This window comes from Massilia sp. Root335 (genome assembly GCF_001425685.1).
Classification (GTDB): Bacteria; Pseudomonadota; Gammaproteobacteria; order Burkholderiales; family Burkholderiaceae_D; genus Telluria; species Telluria luteola.
The window spans coordinates 23948-47889 of the sequence record NZ_LMCY01000006.1; the positions used below are offsets into that span (position 1 = coordinate 23948).

Sequence of the window (23942 nt, forward strand, 5' to 3'; positions counted from 1 at the left end):
CTTGGTTGGGTTGGTGCATGCGAGGATGCTAGCGGCGCCGTCGCGGCCCGGCGAGCATCCTCGGCCGGTCCCGGACACAGGCGGATGATTTCCTGTAAATTAATGCGATGCGTACCCGGAGGATGCGATGATCGACCGACCTTCCTGCTATCCCAGCCCTGCCGGCGGCCCGCTGCCGCTCCTCGACGTGCTGACGTCGCCGGTGCCGCCGGGGCGGTTCGATTCGCCCGTGGATGCGCGCCATGTACTGTGCCTCCACCTGGGTGCGCCGGTGCCCGTGTCCTACCGCGCCGGCAAGGCGGAGCGCCAGGGCGTGCGCTTGCATGGCCAGTTCTGCGTCGTGCCGGGCGGGTCGAGCACGCGCTGGACCATGTCGCAGCCGGCCACCTCGCTGCTGCTGCGGCTGGCCCCCGCGCACGTGCGCGCGACGGCGGAAGACATGGGACTGGGTTCGCGCACCTTCGACCTCGCGCCGGCCATCCACATCCGCGACCCGCAGATCGAACGCATCGGCTGGATGATGCAGGCCGAGGATCATGCCGCCTGTCCGGGCGGCCGGATATTCGCCGACAGCCTGGCCTCGGCACTTGCCGTGCGCCTGATCGCCCTGCAGGCCCCCGCGCGGGCCGCGCCGCCGGCGCGGGCGCTGCCGGCGTGGCGCCTGCGCCGCGTCATCGAGTACGTGGATGCCCATCTGGACCAGGACCTCACCCTCGCCGAACTGGCCGCCGTCGCCGAATTCAGCCCGTCGCATTTCAAGGCCCTGTTCAAGCAGGCGACCGGCACGCCGGTCCACCGGTTCGTGCTCGAGCGGCGCATCGAGCGCGCGCGCCTGCGCCTGCTCGAGGGCCGGCAAAGCATCACGGAGATCGCGCTGGAAGCCGGCTTCGCGCACCCGAGCCACATGGCGCGCTGGATGCGCCGGCTGCTGGGGCTCGGCCCCTCGGAGATTCGCGCCGGTTGCCAGGGCGGCAGGTAGCGCGGGTCGGGCGCCCCGCCCTGGCTTATCCGTTCGCCTCCATCGGCGTCTGTGCAGCGCCGTTGCCATGCATCACCCAGTGGTAACGGAACGCTTCCGCGATACTGTTGCGCAAGACGTCGTCGTCCCAGGGCTTGACGTGGAAGCGGAATACCGCGCCGCTGTTGGTCGCTTCGATGATCGAATCGACCGCCGTATAGCCCGACAACATGATCCGGATCGTGTTCGGGTACATGACCTTCACCCGGGACAGGAACTCGGTGCCGCTCATGCCCGGCATGCGTTCGTCGGACAGCACCACCTGGACGTCGTGCGCGGCCAGCAGCGCCAGTCCCTCGGCGCCCGACTTGCCGCGCAGGATGCGATAACCGTCGCGGCGCAGCAGGCGCGACAGTGACGACGACACCTGCTCCTCGTCATCGATGATCAGGAGGGTCGACTGCCCGGCATCGCCGGGCGCCGGCGCATGCTCGCCGCGGGGTGCCGCCAGCAGGTGCTGGAACTCGCCGGCGGGAAGCGGCCGGCTGAAATAATAGCCCTGGATCTGGTCGCAGCGATGGCGCCGCAGGTAGGCAAACTGCTCCTCGGTTTCCACGCCTTCGGCGATGACCTGCAATTGCAGGCTTTGGCCGAGCGTGATGATCGAGCGCGCGATCACGGCATCGTCGGGATCGGTGGCGAGATTGCGGATGAACGACTTGTCGATCTTGAGCACGTCGATGGGGAAGCGCTTCAGGTACGCCAGGCTGGAATAGCCGGTGCCGAAATCGTCCAGCGACAGCTTCACGCCGAGTGCCTTCAGGCGCTGCATGATGTCCAGCGCCTGCTCGACATCGTCCATCACCTGGCTTTCGGTCAGCTCGATGTCCAGGCACTTGGCATCGAGGCCGCTTTCCCGCAAGGTGCTCTCGACCATGGTCACCAGGTCGGCATGGTAAAGCTGGCCCGCCGCGAGGTTGACGGCCACGCGCAGCGTGCCGCCGCCCAGCCCCTGCCACCGCGCGGCCTGCGCACACGCGGTACGCAGCACCCAGGCGCCGATCGGCACGATCAGCCCGGTCTCCTCGGCGATCCGGATGAAGCGATCCGGCGCCACCAGCCCCAGCTCGGGATGCCGCCAGCGCAGCAGCGCCTCCACGCCGATGATGCGGCAAGTCCGCGCATCGACCTGCGGCTGGTAGTGCAACTCGAGTTCATTGCGCTCCAGCGCGTTGCGCAGGTCGCCCTCGAGGCGCAGCCGGTCGGTCGCGCGGTCGTTCATCGCGCTGGTGAAGAACTCGAGGTGATTGCTGCGCACTTCCCGCGCCCGCCGCATCGCGACATGTGCGTTCTTCATCAGCGTCTCGGGGTTGTCGCCGTCCGCCGGGTAGGCGGCGATGCCGACGCTCGAACTCATGAAGAAGTCGTGGCCGTTGACCGGCATCGAGGCCGCGACCGCGTCCATGATGCGCCGCACCTTGGTCACGACCGTATGCTCGTCGTTGCCCTCGGCGAACGACAACATGATCTCGCTCCCGCCCACCCGGGCCGCCGTGTCGCTGGCGCCGAGGACGCCCTGCACGCGCTGCGCCAGCAGTTGCAACACCATGTCGCCGCCGCGGTGCCCCAGGGTTTCGTTGACGAGTTTGAAGCGGTCGAAGTTGAGGCACGCGATCCAGGTCTGGCGCGCCTGCGCACCCGCGCGGACAATCGCGGCCCCGACGCGGCTGACCAGCAGCTTGCGGCTGGCCAGGCCCGTCACGGCATCGTAATCGGCGCGGTATTCGAGCTCTTCCTGATATTGCCTGGCCGCCGTGATGTCGTACATGCCGTGCAGGAAATGGGTAACGGCGCCACTGTCGTCCCTGACCGGCGAGCAATACGTATCCAGCCACACCAGGCTGCCGTCGCGGCGATAGGCGCGCAGCGCGGCGTGGCCTTCGCGTTGCTGGGCCAGCGCATCGTCGAGCTCGACGAGCGCGTCCTGGGCGACATCCTCGCCGCACAGGAACAACAGCGATCTGCCGACGACTTCGCCGGCCTCGTAGCCGGTGATCCGCTCGAACGCCGGGTTCACGTAGTCGACGGGAAAATCGGGCCCGGTCGCGCTGCGGATGACGATCGGATTGGCGCTCGCTTCGATCGCGCGCTGCAGCAGGCGCACGCGCTCCTCGCTCTGGCGCGCCTTCTGTTCGGCCCGCCCGCGCCCGATCGCGATGCTGATCGTATGCGCACACGAGCCCAGGATCTCGAGCTCGACCTGGGCAGGGTGCGGGTTCGCAGCGGTGTACACGTCGATGGTACCAAATACTTCCCCGTTGCCGGCCTGGATCGGATACGACCAGCAGGCACGGATCGCGGGCGCCGCCGGCTTGCCCACCCGTTCCCACCATGGCTCGGCATCCAGGTCGGCGGCGATCACGGGACGCCGCCCGAACGCGGCGCGGCCGCACGGCAAGGCATCCGGGCCGACCTCGATGCCGTCCAGCGCCGCTTCGAGCGCGGCCGGGAGGCCGACGGCCATGGCATGGCCGAGACGCCGGCCGTCCTCGTCCATCAGCATCACGGCGCAGCCTCCCAGGGGATTGAGTTCCGCGATGATGTGGGTCGCCGCCACCAGGACTTCCCCCAACGGCGCACCTGCCGCGATGTTTTCCAGGATCGCCAGCTGCTCGTCCTTGTACAAACGCAGCCGGCGGCGCTCGGTGATGTCGGCAAAATACACCGTGACCCCGTCGCCCGAGGGGAACACGCGCGTCTCGAACCAGCTGTTCGATGGCGCGTGAAACATCTCGAACGATGCCGGGTCGCCGGTCGCCGCGGCCATGCGGAACTCGCTCTCGGCGATGCCGCCGGCGATTTCCGGATACTCGGCCCACAGGACCTTGCCGATCAGATCGGCGGGCGGCCGTTTGATCAGGCGCTCCGCTTCCTTGTTGACGTAGGTGAAGCGCCATTCGGCATCGAGCGAGTAATACGCATCGGTGATGCTCTCGAGGATGTTCGACAGGCCGCGGGCGAGGCGCCGGATCTCGTCGTTAGCCAGCTTGCTGTCGTGGATGTCGGTCGCCGTGCCATACCATTTGACGATCGCGCCGCTCCCGTCCCGGATCGGCAGGGCCCGTGCCTGGTGCCAGCGGTAGCTGCGGTCGGCGGCCCGGAACAGCCGGTATTCCACCTCCAGCACCCCGCCGGCGTCCACGGCCTGCGTCCAGGCGGCCAGCGTGGGTTCCACGTCGTCCGGGTGCAGGATGGAGGTCCAGCCCTGTCCCGGCCCGAACAGCGCCGCGAAACCCGAATACGCCGTGATGACGTGGTTGGCATAATCGATGCTGCCGTCCGGGTCGGCCGTCCAGACGATCTGCGGCATCGCATCGGCAAGCTGGCGGAAGCGCAGGTCGCTGTGCGCCCGGCTCTCGGCAACCTGGATGTCGCGCACGGCCGCTTCCATCTCCTTGCGTTCGGTAATGTCGGCCAGCGTGCCGATCATGCGCAACGGCCTGCCCTGTCCGTCGACGCTGACGTTGGTGCCGCGGTTGGCGATCCAGCGCCATTCGCCGTCGCCGCCGCGCATCCGGTACTCGACCGCGTAGGCAGCGCAGGCGCCCGTGCGGCAATCGTCCAGCGCCGCCAGCACATGGGCCCTGTCGTCGGGATGGATGCGGCTTTCCCATTCCGCCAGGGTGCGGATCTCGTGCTCGCCATAACCGAGCATCCGCTTGCAGCGGGCGGAAAGAAAGTCGGTGCCGGTGCGGTAGTCGAGGTCCCAGACGTCCTGCCCGGCCCCCTCGACGGCCTGCTTCCAGCGGAACTCGCTCTCTTCCAGCGCCTTGCGCACCGCGGCGCGGTCGCGAATCCCCATGAGCACGATGATGCCGACCCAGACCATGAGCACCGAGAAAATGCCGCAGAAAAAAACCGCCGCGTCCTTCACGTGTTCGTACGACGCCAGCACGTCCTCGATCGAGTGGCCGATCAGGACGGTCAATCCGTATTTTTCGACGGTATGCCAGGCGTACAGGCGATCCACGCCGTCGAGCCGCGCCGCCGCCCGGAGCACGCCGGCGTGCGGCGCGGCTGGATTGACAAATGGAAAATTGCTAAGGGAATATTCCGCGCCGTCGGCAGGCATGGGCGAGCGCGTCAGCACCTGGCCACCCGAGTGCGCCAGTACGACAACCGCTTTCTGACCGAGCATGATATCGTGGGAAAAGCGAACGAAATACTCGGGCGACACCGATAACACGATGATGCCGGCGAAGCGACCGTTCGCATCGAGCAAGGGACGGGCGAACTGGATCGCCTCCCGACCGGAGAGCCGCCCTCGGACCGGACCGTTGATGAACAGCGCGTCCGCCTGGCGTTCGCGCAGCGCAGTGAAGTATTCGCGGTCGCTGTAATCGATGTTTTTTGCGCCGGGCGCAAGGCTGGAAAAGATCAACTTCCCATCAATATCCAGGACGGCGATCCGAAAGCCGGTCATCTGGTTCAGTTGCGAGCGGCGCAGGCGGACCTTGTCGCCAAAGTGCTGCGGTTCCTCCTGCCACCGTTCGCGCAGGTCGACCAGCATGCGGTCGACGGCGAACACCGAGGACTGCGTCTCTTCCGCCAGCACTTTCGCCAGGTTGGCGACGTCCGTGTTGGCGTCCTCCAGGGTATGGTCCCGCACCTGCGCCAGGAACAGCGCGGTGACCAGCCACAACGCCGGAAGCAGGCAAGCGAGAAGCAGGGCCGGCCGGGCGCTCAGGGGCTGACGGAAGCGCAGGCGCGGGCGCGAGCGATCCATCGTGCTGTCGGGGACGTGTACGCCAGGCGCACCCGTGGTTGCGTGAACACGGTGCGTGCCGGGTTGCGTAGCGGTCGTATTCGCGGTGCCTGTGATTTCGGACATTCCTGTCCACCTTCGAAAATATGGCAGCCACGCGGCCACCGCCTGGAAAATTTCCTAGAGCGCTGATGTTACCATAGATCAATATTTGATTCTTATATGCAATAAATATTTGATGGATTGTTGCGCACTTGCGTCAGCCTGCCGCCGCGGGACGGGACGGCCGATCAAGCGAAAACGCCGACCCGTGCCGGTCGGCGTTACTTGTCCGTCGCCGGAGCGGCCTACAGCTTGCCGACGCCCGCGGCGGCCGGCACCGCGGTTGCGAGATTGCTGGTCGCGTCGACCGAGTAGTTATAGTAGCTGGCCGGCGTCGCCGACGGCGTGGCCGCCGGATTGCTCGCCGACGACCACGGCGTGGCAGTGACCGTCACGAGCGAACTGGCGCCGTGGGCGGTCGCGCCCAGGTTCACGGCCGCACCGTTGAGCAGGTTGCCGCTATCGAAGATATACGGCGAGCAGCGCGCCGTGCTCATGCCCGACAGGGCAGCGCACTTGGTCAGCGTGCTGCCGGACGAGACCGAAGCGCCGATCGTGTCGCTGGCCGTCGCGCCGCCGCTGATGTTAAAGACATTGTTCTCGATGTACAGTTTCGAGCCCTGGCCCGAAGTGATCCCCACCAGCCAGTTATACAACGTGACGCTGTTGCTGCCAGTGAAATAGTTGTTGTAAAGGTGGACCATGCCGTAGCGCACACGCGGTTTGCGCTGCACGAGGTTCTGGAAATAATTGTGGTGGAAGGTGGTCTTCAGCACCCCCGGGTTTTCCGCCGTCAGGCTGGCCGTATCGGTGCCGCCCATCAGCATGGACTTGTCGTGGTCGTGCAGGTGGTTGTACGACACGGTGATCAGGTTGGCCGACTTGGTCATGTCGAGCAGGCCGTCGTGGTGCTGGACGTGGTAGAGGTCGCCGTCGTACGGCGCGGCCCACACGGACGGGAACTGGTCGTCGGTACGCGCGCCGTCGGAGAACGTGCAGTGGTCGATCCAGACGTGCGTGGCGTACAGGATCGACACGTTGTCGTAGTTCGAATTCCAGCGCCCGCCGGAATCGGTCGGGTCCCACGCCGTGAAGAAGTCGAACGCATCTTCGAACGCCACGTTGCGGATCACGACATTGTCGACCGGTGCGCTCGAACTCGTACCGCTGATCTTGAGGTTGCCGTGGATGATCTTGGCGGTCGAGCCGTTGCCGATGATCGAGGTGTTCGACGGCACGGTCAGGACGACGTTCTTCTTCATCTGGTTGCTGGCGCAGGCGCGCGCCGCCTCGACCTTGTCGGTCGACGGCGGCACCTTCGCGTACGGCGGCTTGTAGGCGGCCAGGTAGTCGCTCCAGATCTTGTCGAAGGTGGTGTAGCCGTAGCCGGCGCACGTGCTGCTGGCCGCGTTGGCATAGGTCACGTAATTATTGGCCGTCAGCTCGGTGCCGGCCGCGTTCTGGTTCAGGCTGATGGTGCCCGAGATGTAGATGATCTTCTTGCTGTTGTCGAGCGTGCCGCTGAACGACCCATCGGACTTGATGGTCGCGGTGTTGCCGTACAAAGCCTGGATCAGGCCCGCGCGGGTCGAGACGGTGTAGATCTTGGCCGCCGCCGCGCCGTTGCCGCCGGTGGTGCCGGTGCCGCCCAGGTTATTGGTGCCGGTGGCCGCCCAGCCGGTCGCGCCGAGCGAGGAAATTTGCGCATTGACGCTCGCGCTGGCGCCGGCCATCACGACGCCGATGCATAGTGCCTGACATAACTGCTTTTTGGAAATCGTCATTTCTTCTCCGGGAAAATTGGTGAAATTTCTGATGTGCCCAAGAACAGCTGCAGAGCGACCCCATCGCCGGGGCCCGATATTTGGTCAGGCCGGTTTTCACAATTTTGTATGGGAATCGCTGATTTGTTGAAATTTGGTCAGACCAATTCAACTGACGCAGTATGACCACATTTCCAACAAGTAGCAATTTAAATAAACAAAAACGCCAACCCATGCAGGTTGGCGTTTCGGTTGTCCGGCAGCGCGATCGTCACGGCCGGCTCATCGCCGAGCGCGCTCCGTACTCATCCGGTCTTGCCCCCGGCGGCATCGTGTCCGGCTTGCCGGAAGCAGTTCCTGCCGGCGCGCTTGGCATCGTACATCGCCTGGTCGGCCGCCTTGACCAGCTGGTCCGGGGTCATGCCGGCCTCGAAATACGCGACGCCGATACTGGTGCTCACTTGCAGGTGTTCAGATCCGATTTCGAATGCCGGTCCCATGGCCTCGATGAGTTTTTTTGCGATGACGACGGCATCGTGCCTGTCGTTCAACCCTTCCGCAATCAGGACGAATTCGTCGCCGCCGAGCCGCGCCATGAAGTCGGCATCGCGCAGCACCGAGCGGATCCGCTGGGCGAACATGCGGATGACGGCATCGCCCGCGTCGTGCCCGTACGTATCGTTGATGTGCTTGAACCGGTCGATATCGAAGTACATCACCGCCAGGCCGCCGCGACGCTGCGCGCGCCTGACCGCTTCGTCCAGCTGGCTCTGGAAATAGCCCCGGTTCGGCAATCCGGTCAGCGAATCGAAGTTCGCCCGGCGGAACAACGTCTCCTCCATGTACTTGCGTGCCGTGATGTCCTCGGTGACGCCGAGCACGCCCACCACCCTGCCCTGATCGTCCTTCAACGGGATCTTGCTGGTTTCGATCCAGCAGGCCGTGCCGTCCCGGCGTACGTCGGTGGCCTGCATGCGCATGCGTGCCACGCCGGATGTCATGACTTCCAGGTCCACCTTCCGGAACTGCCTGGCCTGGTCCTTCCACCGCAGGTCCACATCCGTTTTGCCGATCAACTCGTCCATGCTTTGCAGGCCGGCCTCCGCCAGCAATGACCGGTTTCCGCCCTCGTACACGCTGTTGATGTCTTTCCAGAATACGTTTTGCGGAATATTGTCGAGTATCAGCTGCAGCATTTGCCGGGACTCGTAAAGCGCGGCCTCGGCCCTTTTCCGGTCGGTGATATTTTCGGCAAAACCCAGCACGTGGGTGACCGTGTCGCCGGCACTCATCGGGATCATCACGATCGAGAGGTCCGAACTGCGTCCGTCGGCGGCGATGATCCGGCTGGTGTAGGCGACCGCGTTCCCGGCCAGGACCTCTTCGAATCGCTGTGCGGCCGCGTCGCGCTGTTCATCCACGATGAACCTGGCGGCCATCATGCCGATCAACGCTTCACGGCTCACCCCGAGCTCCTTGACCATCTGCTGGTTCACCCGGATGAAACGCCGCCGGCGGTCCAATGCATAGACGGCGAATGGATGATTTTCAAAGAAGCCCGGAAAACGTTCATTGAAGTCGAGTATCGCCCGCTTGCGCGACACATAGCGCGGCCAGATCACCGCGGCATAGCTGGCAATCAGGCTCAGCAAAAGTCCGACAGCGAACACCAACGTCGCGGCGTGCGCGGATTTGGGCGCCAGCTCCCCATCTTTCGCATAAAAATAAATCAGCCATTTACGGTTGGCGAACTGCACGTCAGCCCGGTGCGCCAGCAGACCGGCCATCCTCGTCTGCAGGGCGTGGGGCTCGCCGTCGGCGTCGAACACGATATTGTCGGGTGAGACCTGGTCTTCGAATACTTCGAGGTCGAAGCGCCGGGCCAGACGCCCCTCGTCGAAGTCGAGGAACAGGCGGTTCAGGTACAACGTCGAAAAAACGAATCCGCTCAGTTCGCCGCTCCGGTCCGTTGCCTTGCCCGCGGCCCGCTGGAGCTTCCTCACCGGAACGAAAATCTGCACGATGGGACGGTTGCCCGGGTCGCGCAGCGCCGTCTGGTGCCTGGTGGCGACGGGCTCGTCGCGCGCCTGGGCCTCCTGCATCGCAGCCCAGCGGTCGGGGATCGCCGAAAAGTCGAAGCCGCGCAGCTGATCGACACGCTTCGGCTCCGTGCGATGCCGGCCATACAGCAAGGGAAAGTACTCATCGATACCGTCGCGCCGGTTCACGATGCGGCGGCCGGCAAAGCGCCGGCGCGCCTCGGCCTCGAAGCGCCGGACCTGTGCCGCGGGCACTTTGGGCAGATAGCCGAACGAACTGACGCCTGGCAGCTGTTCGAACAGGTGACTGGCTGTCAGGAAGTTGTCGAATTCTTCGGGCTCGATATCGGACGAAGCGCTGAATAAAGCCCCCAGCGACCGGCTTGCGCTCACATACAGATCCAGCCGGTGCCGCAACAGGGATTCGTAGCTCTTGGCGCTCTCATGCAATTCGCCGAGTCGTTCCGCCCTGGTCCGTTTCAAGGCATCCACGCAGGCATAAGCGGAGAGCGCGAGACCGATCGTGAACACCATGGCCGGCACCCCGTACGGGCCGAGTGTTCGTTTCATGCGCTCCACGAGCGACATCATTGATTCACCTGACAGATTTGCTAGACGATTTCCGGCGGCAGGATCTCCCCGCCGAAAATCATCTTAGCAGTCCCCTCCTTGCGCAGTCGCAACGTTGGTGCGAGCTGGCGGTAGTTCAGCGCAAATACAACATGTTGCGTACAACCCGGCCTGACAGCGAGCGCAGCGTCATTGGTTCGTCACAGGCTGCGGAAACAACGAAAAGTCGGGCAGCTTGCCGCGCGCATCCAGGTCGGCCTTGTCGCCGATGCGCAAGATCGACGCGGGCGTCCCGTCGAACGCCGGCCAGGCCGGCAATCCCTTGCCGTTCGGACTGCCCGTGCGCGCGAAGCTGGCCCAGGTATCGGCCAGCCGGGTCGCCAGTTGCCGGTCGTAGGCGGACCACGGCCGCGCGTCCTGGCCGAGATGGTCGAAGACATACTGGATCTCCGCGCCGTGCCCTGCCCCGCAACCGTAGCCGCATGGCGTCACGGGTTCCGCCGGCCGGTGCGCGAAATAATAGACATAGGGCCTGGCCCGGCCGTACCGCGCCTGCAGTCCGGCCCAGTACACGGTGCGCCAGCCCCACCAGTCGTTCGTGAGCCGGTCGATGGAAGCCTTGGCCTGGGCGTCCGTCGCGCCCGGGTACGCCGCCAGCACGGCCGCCGACGGCGCATGGCCCAGCAGCTTCGTCACCAGCGCCCGGTGATGCGCGGCCGTGAACTGGTCGGTGCCGAGGATTTCGGGCGCGAGATCCTTGCCCTCTTCCGCATTCCAGCCGGCGAGCAGCGGCACGTCGTTCTGGCGGTGGTTGCGATAGAGCGTCGTCATGTCTTCGCGCAGCACGTGGCCGTCGACGATCGGGTGCGGCGCCCACGCCAGTTTTTGCAGCGCGTCGACGGGCAGCGCGCGCAAGTCCGCCAGGTGCGCCGCGCCGACGGCCTTGGCGAACGCCAGGCCTTCGTTTTCCGCCGTCCGGCGGTAGAACAGCGCGTTTTCGCTCGCGTCGATGGGAATGGCGTCGTTGCCGCTTTGCGAGATCGCGCGCTGGAACAAGCCTTTCGCCAGCGGCGTCGCGATGAGGAGCGCGACGGATTCGCCGCCCGCGGATTCGCCCATGATGGTGACGCGTCCGGGGTCGCCGCCGAAGGCCGCGATATTCTCCTTCACCCAGCGCAGCGCCGCGATCTGGTCTTCGATGCCCTGGTTCCCCGACGCCTTGTCGGGCGACTCCGCCGTCAGCTCGGGGTGGGCAAAGAAGCCGAAGATGCCGAGGCGGTAATTGATCGTGACGACGACGACGCCGCGCCGCGCCAGCGTGCCGCCGTCGAACATCGGCATGGCGGCCGTGCCGCCGTAGTAACCGCCGCCATGGATCCAGACGATGACCGGCAGCTTCTGCGCCTTGGCGGGCGTCCAGACGTTGAGATAGAGACAGTCTTCACTTTTCCGATTCGGCACCCACGGCGCCGTCTGGGCGCAGGCGGGCGCGAATTCGCGCGCCTGCTTCACGCCCTGCCACGGCGCGACGGCCTGCGGCGCACGCCAGCGCAGCTTGCCCACCGGCGGCGCAGCGAACGGGACGCCGAGATATGCCTTCACGCCGTCGGCGGAGGTGCCGACGATCTGTCCGCCCGTCACTTTCACCGGGTCCGTCACCGGTGCCGCCTGGGCCACGCAGGCCAGCAGGCATCCTGCGACCAGGGCCGTGGTCCGCATAGGTCCCATGGTGTCTCCTCTTTGCTTGTCGAAATGATCATTCTAGCGGCCCCACTTTGCGCCCGGATCGCTGCAGGAAAAATAATTATCGAAATAATGGATTTTGTGCTTGCAAAGCCCGATGTCGTCGGATAAAGTTATCGACATAATGATTATCGCGATAAGCAATTTACAGCAGACCATCTGACCATCACCGGAGAAATCACATGAACCAGCACATGACCCAGCACATGAGCCGCAAGCTTCGCAACGTCCTCGGCGCCGCCGTCCTCGCCGTCACCGCGCTCGGCACGGCCCACGCACAGACGGCCGGCCAGGCCCCGGCCGCGTTCCCGGCCATCAAGCAGATCGATGCCGGCGTGCTGAACGTCGGTTACGTCGACGCCGGTCCGGCCAACGGTCCCGTCGTGATCCTGCTGCACGGCTGGCCCTACGACATCCACAGCTATGACGAGGTCGTGCCGCAGCTGACGAAGGCCGGCTACCGGGTGATCGTGCCCTACCTGCGCGGCTACGGCACGACGCGCTTCCTCGACGCGCACGCCGTGCGCAACGGTGAACCGGCGGCGCTGGCACAGGACGTCATCGACCTGATGGATGCCCTCAAGATCGACAAGGCGACGCTGGCCGGCTACGATTGGGGCGCGCGCAGTGCCGACATCGTCGCCGCGCTGTGGCCCGAGCGGGTCAAGGGCCTGGTGTCCGTCAGCGGTTACCTGATCGGCAGCCAGGAAAGCGGCAAGCAGCCGCTGCCGCCGAAGGCCGAGCTGCAATGGTGGTATCAGTTCTACTTCGCCACCGAGCGCGGCGCGGCCGGCTACGCAAAGAACCACCACGATTTCGCCAAGCTGATCTGGCAAACGGCATCGCCGCAGTGGCATTTCGACGACCGCACCTTCGACCGCAGCGCCGCCGCCCTCGACAATCCGGACCACGCCGCCATCACCGTCTTCAACTACCGCTGGCGCCTCGGCCTGGAAAAAAGCGAAGCGAAATACGAGAAGCTGGAAGCCCGCCTGGCGACGTTCCCGGCCATCACCGTGCCGACGATCACGCTGGAAGGCGACGCCAACGGCGCGCCGCACCCGGAACCGGCCGCGTACGCCAAGCGTTTCACCGGCAAATACAAGCATGAACTCATCAAAGGCGGCGTGGGCCACAACCTGCCGCAGGAAGCGCCGCGCGCCTTTGCCGATGCCGTCATCGCCGTCAACCACCTGTAATCCCAAGGAGATATCATGAGCAAGATCGACAAGGTTCTGTACACCGGTAAAACCCGCACCACCGGCGGTCGCGAAGGCGGCGCGCGCAGTGAAGACGGGCGTCTCGACATCACGTTGTCGCCGCCGGGCAGCGCCGGCACGGGCACCAATCCGGAGCAACTGTTCGCGGCCGGCTGGTCGGCCTGCTTCATCGGCGCCATGGGACTGGCGGCGCGGGAACGGCATGTCGCCCTGCCGGCGGACACGGCGGTCGATGCCGAAGTCGACCTCGGCACCGGCACCGACGGCTATGCGCTGCAGGCCCGCCTGGCCGTGAGCCTGCCCGGCGTGCCGCGCGAGGTCGCCGCGGGGCTGATCGAGGCCGCGCACCAGCGCTGCCCGTATTCGAAAATGTCGCGCGGGAACATCGACGTCGCCATCACGCTGGCCTGATCCCCAAAACGACGACGCCACCGGCTGGTGGCGTCGTGCGTCGTGCTTTGTCGCGAGCTTCCGCGATCAGTGGAAAAACAGGTACAGGATGACCAGCACGATTGCCGGAACGCCCAGGATCCAGGCCAGGAAGTATTTGCCCATGATCGTTCTCCTTTCGTCAGCGAATTGATCATGGGTTCAGGATGCCGGAGGCGGACGCGGGCGTCCGTACGTTAATGCACGGTGTGCGCGAGCAGCACCCGCAAATCGTCCGGTCCGATGGCCGCCGCCAGCCCGCCTTCCGCATCCAGCACGGCATTGGCGAGTTCGCCCTTGCGCCGCTGCATTTCCTGGATTTTTTCCTCGAGCGTGCCGCGCGCGATCAGCTTGTAGACGAACACGGGCTGGTCCTGGCCGATGCGCCAGGCGCGGTCGGTCGCCTGGTTTTCGCTGGCCGGATTCCACCACGGATCGTAGTGGATGACGGTATCGGCCGCGGTCAGGTTCAGGCCGACGCCGCCCGCTTTCAGGCTGATCAGGAATACGTTCACATCGCCCCGCTGGAACGCGGCCACGGGCGCCGCGCGATCGAGCGTGTCGCCGGTCAGCAACGCATAATCGATGGAGCGCGCGCGCAAGGCGTCCTCGATCAATGCGAGCATGCTGGTGAACTGGGAAAACACGAGGACGTTGCGCCCCTCGCTCAGCAAGGTGTCGAGCAGTTCCAGCAGCGCGTCCAGCTTGGCGGAGCCGGCCTTCGCGGCCGCGTCCAGCAGGCGCGGATCGCAACAGACCTGGCGCAGTTTCAGCAAGGCGTCGAGGATCACGATGTGGCTGCGCGCCAGGCCCTTGCTGTCGATCGCGTCGCGGACCTTCTTGTCCATCGCCACGCGCACGGTTTCGTACAGGTCGCGCTGGGCGCCGTCGAGCTCGATGGGCAGCACGATCTCCGTCTTGGGCGGCAGTTCGGTCGCCACCTTGTCCTTCGTACGCCGCAGCATGAAGGGTTTCAGGCGCCGCGCCAGCAAGTCCTTGCGCAGGGCGTCGCCGTCCTTCTCGATCGGCTTGCGGAACACGGCATTGAACTGTTTTTCGTCGCCCAGCAGGCCCGGCATCAGGAAGTGGAACTGCGACCACAATTCGCCGAGGTGGTTCTGCACCGGTGTGCCGGTCAGGCACAGGCGGTGACGCGCGTCGAGCAGGCGCACCGTCTGCGCCGCCTTCGCGCGGCTGTTCTTGATGTACTGCGCTTCGTCGAGAATCAGGAGGTGGTAGCGGTGCTGGCGCAGCGCCGGCTCGTCGCGGCCCAGCAACGCGTAGGTCGTCAGGACGAGATCGGCCTCGCCGACCTGGTCGAATAACGCTTTGCGGTCCTTGCCGTGCAGGAGCAGGACGCGCAAGCCCGGCGCAAAGCGTGCCGCTTCCGCCTGCCAATTGCCCATCAGGCTAGTCGGGGCGACGACGAGCGCCGGCGCGTCGAGCCGGCCCGCCTCCTTTTCGACGAGGATGTGGGCGAGCGTCTGGATTGTCTTGCCGAGGCCCATGTCGTCGGCCAGGATGCCGCCGAAGCCGTATTCGCGCAGGAATTGCATCCAGTCCAGCCCCGTGCGCTGGTAAGGGCGCAGTTGCGCGCACAGGCCGGCCGGCACGTCCACCGGGCGGATGCCGGAGAAATCGTGCAGCTTGCGGCCCAGGTCGCGCAGACGGTCGCCACCGAGCCAGCGCATCCGCGCCGCCCGCTCCAGCTCCGCCAGGCGCGCCGCGTCCAGCGCGGGCAGGCGGATGGTCGCGCCGATGCGGTCGTTGAAATACAGTTCGCCCAGCGTCGCGAGGATGGGTTTCACGCGGCCCCACGGCAGGGCTACGCGCGTCAGGCCGGACAATTCGACCAGGAGTTCGTCGGTATCGGCGCGCGCGGCCAGTGCGGCGGCGTCGAATTTCGTCGGTGCCTCGCGGATCATATCCAGCAGCAGCGGCAGCAGCGGATAGCGCTCGCCGGCCACGATGACGCCGAGTTCGAGGTCGAACCAGCCGCTGCCGTCCTGCCCGCCTTCGTCCAGGTCGGCATACCACGCTTCGACTTCCGCGACGGCGTAGCGGAAGTCGTCATCGATCTCGACCAGCCAGCCGGCCGCGCGCAGGCGCGGCAATTCATCGCGCACGAAGGCCAGCCACGCGGACTCGTCCGGCAATACCAGGGCGTCCCACCAGTCGTCGAGCAAGGGGTCGCCCGGCGGCGGCGAGGCGAAGCCGGACGCGGCCAGCCAGGCGGCAGCGGCGGCTTCGGCCTTCTGATCGCGCACGATCACGTCGATGCCGTCCTCGAGCGCACGACGCACGACGGGTTCGTCGACGCCGTCCGTGGAGAGGCCGTCGTAGTCGAAGGACAGGACGGCCACGTCGCGCCAGACCCAGTCACGGCGCGTCGACATCTGCAGGCTGTCCAGCAGCAGGCACGGCACGGGCGCGACGTCGCGCCGCTCGCGCACCTCGAGCGCTGCCGGTGTGGGCATGAGCCCGTCCAGGCCCAGTTCGACCAGGCGTGCGGCCACCCCGCTGCGCTGTTCCGCCCGCAGCATCGGCGCCTGCGCGACCAGATCCAGCAAGGCCGCCGACGGCATGCCCGCGAATTGCTCGGGCACCGCCAGCACGCCGAGCATGAGATCGTCCAGATAGGTCATCGGATCGGTCGGCAATATCTGCTCGACCGTCCCGCCGTCGTCGAGATGCCAGTCCAGCACGACCGCCTCGCGGTTGGCCGGATGCTGGCGCCACGCGATGTCGATGGCTCGCCGCGGGCCCGGCGCCATCAGCCGCAGGTCGCCCCGCGAGGCCGCATGCTGCGAGCGTGCGCGCCACAGCCGGCCTTCGGCGCTCAGCATGCCCAGCAACCGGGCGCCGAGCACGCCCGTCGGCCTGGGCGCCGCCTGTCCGGTACGCATCGCGGCCAGCAGGAGCAGCGGCTCTTCGTCCTCGAACCGGACGTAGGACGGCCGCATCGTCAGCAGGGACTGTGGGTCGTTCATGATGTCGGCGCCGGCAATGCTGCCGTCCCCGTTCATGCGCGCCACGTACGAATGCAGGCTCAATGCCTTGCCATGACGGTCGGGGACGAGCACGTAGATGATCCGGAAGGCGTTGTCCGCCGATGGTCCCTGGGCTCGGTGCAGGTAGTCCTGCAGCGCCGTCAGCTGCTGCAGCCAGCGCTCGGCCGCCATCGGCACGTCCGGCGCGGCACGGTCCAGCATGGTCAGCAGCACGGCCACGACGTGCTTGCAGTTGAAGTTCATCGGACAGCCGCAGTCGCCCTTGAACTGGATGCCGTGCTTGCCGTTCGTCACGCGGATCTTCTGCTCGTAGACGTTGTTGCCGCTGCCTTCGACTTCGCCGTAGATCTTGTCGCCGTCCAGGTCGATGCCGAGGACCCGGCCTTTCCGCGCATACTCCTCGCCCCGGCCAAACGTGCCGGGATCGAACTGGCGCCTGATGTCGTCGCGGGTGAATTCCATGTGCGGGTGTATCGTAAGCAAATCGAGGCGTTATTATCCCCGATCGCCCCGCCGCCCTCCACGAGCGGCGTTGATGGACCTCAGGCCGGCTGCGCCACCCGCGCCGCGCGGACCATGCGCCAGATGGTCGTCGTGTTCACGACAGCCATCACGATCTCGAGCGCCGTGCCGCCGATCGAACCGGCGATGATGTTGTTCGCGATCCACAGGAACGTCCCGCACAGCATCACGAGACGCATGGGCACGCCGCGCAGCAGGAACAGGGCGAGCGTGCCGATGCAGGATGCGGCCAGCGGCAGCCAGTCCGTCATGCGCGTGGCGAGCGACAAGCCGAGGACGAGGTTCATCGCGACGACGCCGCCCGCCACCCACAGCGAGCGCGTGTACAGCGCCAGCACGGAACGCAGCAGCGACATCGTCGTACTGGCGACAGGGGTCGGGTCGCCGAGCAGGGCGAAGTGGACGATGTAGGCGAGGCATTCGCCGGCCATGAACAGCTTGAAGCGGCGGTCGTCCTTTTGCACGGCGCAGGCAACGCCGAGGACGAACGCGATATAGCCGACGCATTGCGCCGGCGAAAACCAGTCGAGGGACATGGGGAGAATCAGGTTGGGCGGGACGGCCGGAACCGCGCATTATAGCCTGCACTATGGTCTAGAATGGCCGGGCAGTCCTGACAACCGATGTCCGATGTTTTCAACCAGGAGCTTCTCCATGAAAGCCGTGAACCTTGGTATTGCCTGCCTTTCCACCCTGTGCGCCCTGTGCGCCCTGCCCGCCCATGCCGCCGGTCCCGCGCCGGTCAAGAAGGTCGACGGCATCCTTGTCGATGCCCATGGCATGACGGTCTACACCTTCGACAAGGACGTCGCCGGCAGCGGCAAGAGCGCCTGCTCCGGCCCGTGCGAGGAAAACTGGCCCGCCGTGAAAGCGGGCGAATCAGCCCTGCCCGCGCCCTATTCGACCATCGTGCGCGACGACGGCACCAAGCAGCTCGCCTACCACGGCAAGCCGCTGTACACGTTCGTCAAGGACAAGAAGGCGGGCGAGCGCGAAGGCGACAAGAAGATGAACGTCTGGCACGTCGTGACGGATTGAGCGCCCCGGCGGCGGCGCCTCAGCGCGCGCCGGCCGCGCTGCCGCTGCTGTCGCGCACGACCCGCAGCTTCGTCAGCCGGCCACGGCGGTAGGTGTACAGCGTGAGCGCCGCGTCGCGCAGGTCGCCGTTCGCATCGAAGGCGATGGTGCCCGTGATGCCCTGGTACTTGATGTGCGCGAGGGCCGGCAGGAATTTCGCCGGGTCGGACGATCCGGCCGCGCGCATCGCGGCGGCGAACGCCAGCGTGGCGTCGTAAGCGTACGGCGCGTACGTCTGGAACGCCATGCCGTAGCGCTTCTTGTAGCGTGCCGAGAAGGCCGCCATGCCTGCCTCCAGCGGCGCATCGACGCCGCCCGCGACGACGCAGATGACCTTGTCGTCGCCGAGCGCCGTGCCGGCCAGCAGCGGCAGCTTTTCCGAGCACACACCGTCGCCCGACACGAATTTCGCATCGATGCCGAGCGCCTGCATCTGCTTCAGCATGGGGCCGGCCGTGGCGTCCATGCCGCCATAAAAAATCACGTCGGGGCGGCGCGCGCGGATCTGCGTGAGGATGGCGTTGAAATCGGTCGCGCGGTCGTTGGTGAACTGGCGGCTGACGATCTGCGCGCCGCCAATCCTCTTGACGTCCTTCGTGAACTGGTCCGCGAGGCCCTGGCCGAACGCGGTGCGGTCGTCGATGACGGCGATCTTGCTCGCCTTGAGGGTGTTGATCGCGTAATTTGCCAGCACGCGGCCCACGAGGTCGTCGTTGGCGACGACGCGGAACGCCGTCTTGTAGCCCTGGTGCGTGTACAGCGGCGTCGTGGCGGCCGGAGAAATCTGCGGGATGCCCGCGCTCTCATAGATCTTCGAGGCCGGCACCGTCGTGCCGGAATTCAGGTGGCCGACGACGGCCACCACGCCGCCGTCGACGAGCTTTTGCGCGACCGCCGTGCCGAGCTTCGGATCGCTGCCGTCGTCCTCGGCCTGCAGCACCCATTTGACCTTCCTGCCCGCGATGGTCGCGCCCTGCGCGTTCAGGTCGTCGATCGCCAGGCGGGCGCCGTTCTCGATGTCCTTGCCCTGGTGCGCGCTGGGGCCGGACAGCGGCGACGCGCTGCCGATCTTGACTTGCGATTGGGCGTGGGCGGCGGGCACACAGGCCAGCGAGAACAAGGCGGCGAAGCGGATCAGACGCATGGGTAATTCCTTCAGGTTGATGTCCTGATTGTAATCCCCACGGCCGCGCACGCGCTGCGCCACCGAACGGTCACGTCGTCGCGACCAGGAACTCCTCGCCATTGGCGGGCGGGTGGAGGCCGTCGGTCCGGTCCGCGAAATAGCGCCGGGTCAGGTCGACGGCCGACACATGCCGCACGTCCCCGAAGCCGGCCTCGCGCGCGCGCGCGAGGATCTCGGCCGGGGTGAAGAAACTGAGGAAGGGCGTGCCGCTGGCGCGCGCGCCCTCGTCCGCCTGTTGCAGTTCCTTGCGGTCCGCCGGAGCGGGCTTGTCCAGCGGCAGCAGGAACGTCATGGCAAAGGTCGACCCGGGCGCGAGCGCGGCGAGCCGGCGCAGCGTCGCCATGTTGGCATCCCGGGTCAGATACATGCTGACGCCCGTGGACACGACGACGGCCGGCTTGCCCGCGTCGAACCCGGCCGCCGCGAGTCCGTCCCACCACGACGCGCCCCGCTCGAAATCGACCGGCACGAAATGCAGCCAGTCGGGCACGCCGAAACCGAGTTCGACGAGCCGCCGCCGCTTCCACGCCTGCGGGCCCGGCCGGTCGATCTCGAACACCTGGAGGCGCGACGCGATCTCCGGCCGCCGCTGGGCAAAGCTGTCGAGGCCGGCGCCCAGGATCACATACTGGCCGACGCCGCGGCCGGCCTGCTCGACGACCAGGTCCTCGGTAAAACGTGCGCGCGCCACGATGGAGGCACGGAAGGGGCGCGTGAACTGCGGCGCCATGTCGTCACGGCTGCGCCATCCGTCGCCCGGCGCCAGCAGCGCGAGGCCGACGTCGTCCGTGAAGACGTGCGGCGGCGGGTCGGCCTGCACGTGCAGGGCGCGCCACAACGCGACCCGCGCCGCCGTGCTCTCCGGTCCCGATTCTTCGGTGTTCATTCGCTTCCCCTTCCTGAAAAGTGTCGCTCGGCGCTTACCAGAACACGACGCGGTCCCGCGGCGCCAGGTACATCCTGTCGCCCGGCTTGACGCCGAACGCTTCGTAAAAACCCGGGTGGTTGCGCAGGCTGCCGTTGACGCGGAATTCCGCCGGCGAGTGCGGATCGGACTTTACCTGCGCGATGAGCGCCGCGTCGCGCGCCTTGCCGCGCCGCGCCTGCGCGAGGCCCATGAAGATGCGCTGCTCGGCCGTGAAGCCGTCGATCACGGGTGCGGGCTTGCCGTGCAACGAGATCCGGTAGGCGCGGCTGGCCATGACGGCGCCGGCGTTGTCGGCGATGTTCTCGCCCAGCGTCAGCTCGCCGTTCAGGTGATAGCCGTCGACCGGGCTGTAGCCGGCATACTGCGCCACGAGCACCTTGCCCTTCGCGGCGAATTTTGCGCCATCTTCCTTCGTCCACCAGTTGCGCAGGTTGCCGTCGCCGTCGTACTGGGCGCCCTGGTCGTCGAATGCGTGGCTGATCTCGTGGCCGATGGAGATGCCGACGGCGCCGTAGTTGATCGCGGGCTCCGCATCCGGATCGTACAGCGGCGCCTGCAGGCGCGCGGCCGGGAACACGACCTCGTTCATCTCCGGGCTGTAGTAGGCGTTCACGGTCTGCGGCGTCATATGCCATTCGGCGCGGTCGACCGGCTTGCCCAGCTTGGCGACGGCGTAGCGGTGCGCGAATTCGCGCGAGCGCATCACGTTGCCGACGAGGTCGTCGCGCCTGACGGTGAGGCCGGCATAATCGCGCCACTTGTCCGGGTAGCCGACCTTGACGGCGATCTTCGCCAGCTTGGCCTGCGCCTGCTTCTTCGTGGCGGGCGTCATCCAGTCGAGCGTCTCGATACTCTCCTTGTAGGCCAGCAGGAAGTTGTGGACCATCTCCTCGACCTGGCGCTTGCGCTCGGCCGGGAAGTAGTGCTCCACATAGACCTTGCCCACGACCTCGCCCAGGTCGCGGTTGATCTGGGCGATCGCGAGCTTCTCCGTCGGGCGGTTGACCTTCGCGCCGGACAGCACCGTGCCGCGGAACGCGAAACTCTCGTCGACGAACGGCTGCGACAGATACGGCGCGTACGCGCTCAGGACGCGGAACGTGAAGTATGCCTTCCACGTGTCGACCGGCGTGGCGGCGACGATGCCGTCCAGTTGGCGCAGATAGCCCGGCTGGCTGACGTTGACGGCATCCGCCTTGCCGGCGATGTCCTGCGCCTTCATCCACACGCTCCAGTCGAAGCCGGGCGCCAGCGCCTCCAGTTGCGCGACCGTCACCTTGTTGTACGTCTTGACGGGGTCGCGGTTCTCGACGGCGCTCCACTGCGCCTGCGCCAGCGCCGTCTCGAGCGCGACGACGCGCGCGGCCTGGCCGGCGGCGTCCGGCTGCCCGGCCAGCGCCAGCAGCTTTTCCACGTGCGCCCGGTAGCCGGCGCGCGTGTCGGCCAGTTTCGCATCGTCCTGCAGGTAGTAGTCGCGGTCGGGCATGCCGAGGCCGGACTGGGAGATGTCCACGAGGTAGCGCGTCGAATGTCTGCTGTCCTGCTGGACCGACAGCGCGAGCGGACCGCCCGCGCCGATGCGGCTGACGTGGGCGGCCAGCGCGGCCAGTTGCCGCTTGTCCCGCAAGGCCGCGATACGGGCCAGTTCGGGCTTCAGCGGCGCCAGGCCGAGCGCGTCGCGGTGCGCACGGTCGATGAAGCTGGCGTAGTAGTCGCCCATCTTTTGCGCATCCGAGCCGGGCCTGGCGGCCGGGTCCTGCGCGGCCTGTTCGATCAAGGTGCGGATCTGCGTCTCGACCTTTTCTTGCGCCACATTGAACGCGCCCCAGCTGGAACGGTCGGCCGGGATGTCGACGTCGTGCAGCCACTTGCCTTGCGAGTAGCGGAAGAAATCGTCCTGCGGGCGGACGGCCGGATCGACGGCGGCCCGGTCGACGCCGGACGGCGTCGCGGCGGCGGTTGCGGTTGAGGATGCGTTTGCGTTTGCGGTTGCGTTTGCGGATGCGGCGGTGTCGGCCGGGGCCGCGTAGGCCTGGCCTGCGAGCAGGCCCGTGATGAGGGCGCTGCACAGAGTACGCTTCATGGGTGTCTCCACGGTTGGGTGAGCTTGCGATGCTAAAGGAACCATTGCCCGCTGCCAAGCGTCCAGGCCGGCTGGAATTCCGCGCCGCTGCCCCCATCTATGCTCCAGCCTTTCCTGCATCGTTCCCATGCCCGCCTTCGCCCGTCTTGTCCCGTTCGTCGCCATGTTGGCCGCCGCCGCCGCCGTGCCCGCGCGCGCGGACGAACTCGCCGACCTGATCAACGCGTACCGCGCCGCACCCGCCGACTGCGACGGCCGGCCCGCCGCGCCGGCAGGACGCCTGGCCGTCGAGCCGGCCCTGGCGCGCATCCGCATCGGCCCCGGCACCTTCCTCGAACCGGCCCTGCGCGACGCCGGCTACGAGGCCGAGCATGCCGAGGCGATCACGGTCACGGGACCGCCGGATGCGCGCGCGGCGATGGACGTCATCGGACAAAAATATTGCCGCACGCTGCGCGCCGCCGAGTTCGCCGCGGTGGGCACGGCACACGTCGGCGACGACTGGCAGATCGTACTGGCGCAGCCCGTCGTCATTCCGCCGCTGCCGGACTGGTCGAATGCGGGCCAGGACATCCTCGCGCTCGTGAACGCCGCGCGCGCCCGGCCGCGCACGTGCGGGACGCAGGCGTTCGGCCCCGCCGGACCGCTCACGTGGAACCCGCTGCTGGGCCAGGCCGCCCTCGCCCACAGCGCCGACATGGCTCATCAACACTATTTCAACCACAAGCAGCCGGACGGCAGCCTCCCCGCCGACCGCGCGACGAAGGCCGGCTATCGCTGGGTCCGCGTGGGCGAGAACATCGCGTCGGGCCAGCGTACGGTCGACGAAGCCGTCGCGTCCTGGCTGGACAGCCCGGGCCACTGCGCCAACATCATGAACCCGGCCTTCACGGAAATGGGCGCCGCCTACGCGATCGATCCGCGGAACCGCAACCGCACCGCGTACTGGACCCAGGTCTTCGGCGCACCGCGTTAATTGATTCAAGCTATAGCCTGCATAAAAATAAATATATTGTGCGCAATTGAATTGCGCGCTATAGTTCAACCCATGGAAACGAACGACGCAAACGCTGCTCTCCTGCTCGACAACCAGCTGTGCTTCGCACTGCACTCGGCATCGCTGGCGATGACGAAGGTGTACAAGCCGCACCTGGACAGGCTGGGCGTGACGTATCCGCAGTACCTGGTGCTGCTGGTGCTGTGGGAGCGCGACGGCCTGAGCGTGTCGGACATCGGCGAGCGCCTGTACCTGGATTCCGGCACGTTGACCCCGCTGCTGAAGCGGCTCGAGGCCCAGGGCCTGGTCGACCGCTCCCGCGATCCGCAGGACGAGCGCCGCGTCGTGATCCGGCTGACGGCCCAGGCGCGCGCGCTGAAAGATGACGCGGCCGGCATCCCGGCGTGCATCCTGGGCGCCACCGGCTGCGACGTGCAGGAAGTTGTGAGACTCGCCGGCGAGATCAAGGCCATGCGCGACAGGCTCGCCGGCGGTGCGATGTAAAACGATTTATGTGCAGTACGAACCCAACCACTGAAAGGTAATCCG

General features: G+C 66.6%; 15 protein-coding genes. 6 read left to right on the top strand and 9 right to left on the bottom strand.

Going from position 1 to position 23942, the window contains the following annotated elements:
- The first annotated feature begins 127 nt into the window (after positions 1–127).
- Positions 128–979 (top strand): AraC family transcriptional regulator, encoded by an 852-nt coding sequence (locus ASC93_RS05205; RefSeq protein ID WP_056438174.1) that lies wholly within the window; start codon positions 128–130, stop codon positions 977–979.
- A 25-nt stretch (positions 980–1004) separates the two neighbouring features.
- On the opposite strand, the gene ASC93_RS05210 is transcribed toward ASC93_RS05205, so the two are convergent.
- From ASC93_RS05210 to ASC93_RS05225, 4 genes are all read right to left on the bottom strand, one after another.
- A complete protein-coding gene (locus ASC93_RS05210) occupies positions 1005–5744 on the bottom strand; it encodes an EAL domain-containing protein (RefSeq protein WP_056438177.1) in 4740 nt (1579 codons plus the stop codon).
- Between the two features lie 326 nt (positions 5745–6070).
- Positions 6071–7609: a polysaccharide lyase family 1 protein gene (locus ASC93_RS05215; RefSeq protein WP_200958270.1), complete on the bottom strand. Its 1539-nt coding sequence runs from the start codon at positions 7607–7609 to the stop codon at positions 6071–6073.
- Positions 7610–7893: 284 nt separating this feature from the next.
- Positions 7894–10218, bottom strand: a complete 2325-nt coding sequence (locus tag ASC93_RS05220) for a diguanylate cyclase (protein ID WP_082547783.1) — start codon at positions 10216–10218, stop codon at positions 7894–7896.
- 168 nt (positions 10219–10386) lie between these two features.
- Positions 10387–11925 (bottom strand): carboxylesterase/lipase family protein, encoded by a 1539-nt coding sequence (locus ASC93_RS05225; protein ID WP_200958271.1) that lies wholly within the window; start codon positions 11923–11925, stop codon positions 10387–10389.
- Between the two features lie 209 nt (positions 11926–12134).
- Here ASC93_RS05225 and ASC93_RS05230 point away from each other — a divergent pair, with 209 nt between their 5' ends.
- On the top strand, positions 12135–13139 hold the full coding sequence (locus tag ASC93_RS05230; RefSeq protein ID WP_200958274.1) for an alpha/beta fold hydrolase: 1005 nt from the start codon (positions 12135–12137) through the stop codon (positions 13137–13139).
- A 15-nt stretch (positions 13140–13154) separates the two neighbouring features.
- Positions 13155–13571, top strand: coding sequence for an organic hydroperoxide resistance protein (locus ASC93_RS05235; protein ID WP_056438192.1), 417 nt, complete (start codon positions 13155–13157; stop codon positions 13569–13571).
- 215 nt (positions 13572–13786) lie between these two features.
- On the opposite strand, the gene ASC93_RS05240 is transcribed toward ASC93_RS05235, so the two are convergent.
- Both ASC93_RS05240 and ASC93_RS05245 read right to left on the bottom strand, forming a co-directional pair.
- Positions 13787–17062, bottom strand: a complete 3276-nt coding sequence (locus ASC93_RS05240; RefSeq protein ID WP_056438195.1) for a DEAD/DEAH box helicase — start codon at positions 17060–17062, stop codon at positions 13787–13789.
- An 80-nt stretch (positions 17063–17142) separates the two neighbouring features.
- Positions 17143–17658, bottom strand: a complete 516-nt coding sequence (locus tag ASC93_RS05245) for a YgjV family protein (RefSeq protein WP_056438198.1) — start codon at positions 17656–17658, stop codon at positions 17143–17145.
- 118 nt (positions 17659–17776) lie between these two features.
- On the opposite strand from ASC93_RS05245, the gene ASC93_RS05250 reads away from it, so the two are divergent.
- On the top strand, positions 17777–18160 hold the full coding sequence (locus ASC93_RS05250; protein WP_056438201.1) for a hypothetical protein: 384 nt from the start codon (positions 17777–17779) through the stop codon (positions 18158–18160).
- A 19-nt stretch (positions 18161–18179) separates the two neighbouring features.
- On the opposite strand, the gene ASC93_RS05255 is transcribed toward ASC93_RS05250, so the two are convergent.
- From ASC93_RS05255 to ASC93_RS05265, 3 genes are all read right to left on the bottom strand, one after another.
- Positions 18180–19343 carry a branched-chain amino acid ABC transporter substrate-binding protein gene (locus tag ASC93_RS05255; RefSeq protein ID WP_056438299.1) on the bottom strand — a complete coding sequence of 388 codons (1164 nt, stop codon included), beginning with the start codon at positions 19341–19343 and terminating at the stop codon, positions 18180–18182.
- A gap of 70 nt (positions 19344–19413) precedes the next feature.
- Complete coding sequence (locus ASC93_RS05260) at positions 19414–20271, bottom strand: class I SAM-dependent methyltransferase (RefSeq protein ID WP_056438205.1); 858 nt, start codon at positions 20269–20271, stop codon at positions 19414–19416.
- A gap of 34 nt (positions 20272–20305) precedes the next feature.
- Positions 20306–22396: a M13 family metallopeptidase gene (locus ASC93_RS05265; protein ID WP_056438209.1), complete on the bottom strand. Its 2091-nt coding sequence runs from the start codon at positions 22394–22396 to the stop codon at positions 20306–20308.
- 127 nt (positions 22397–22523) lie between these two features.
- Here ASC93_RS05265 and ASC93_RS05270 point away from each other — a divergent pair, with 127 nt between their 5' ends.
- Both ASC93_RS05270 and ASC93_RS05275 read left to right on the top strand, forming a co-directional pair.
- On the top strand, positions 22524–23372 hold the full coding sequence (locus ASC93_RS05270) for a CAP domain-containing protein (protein WP_082547785.1): 849 nt from the start codon (positions 22524–22526) through the stop codon (positions 23370–23372).
- 72 nt (positions 23373–23444) lie between these two features.
- The gene (locus ASC93_RS05275; protein WP_056438214.1) at positions 23445–23897 is read left to right on the top strand and encodes a MarR family winged helix-turn-helix transcriptional regulator; all 453 of its coding nucleotides are present in this window, start codon (positions 23445–23447) and stop codon (positions 23895–23897) included.
- The last annotated feature ends 45 nt before the right edge of the window (positions 23898–23942 follow it).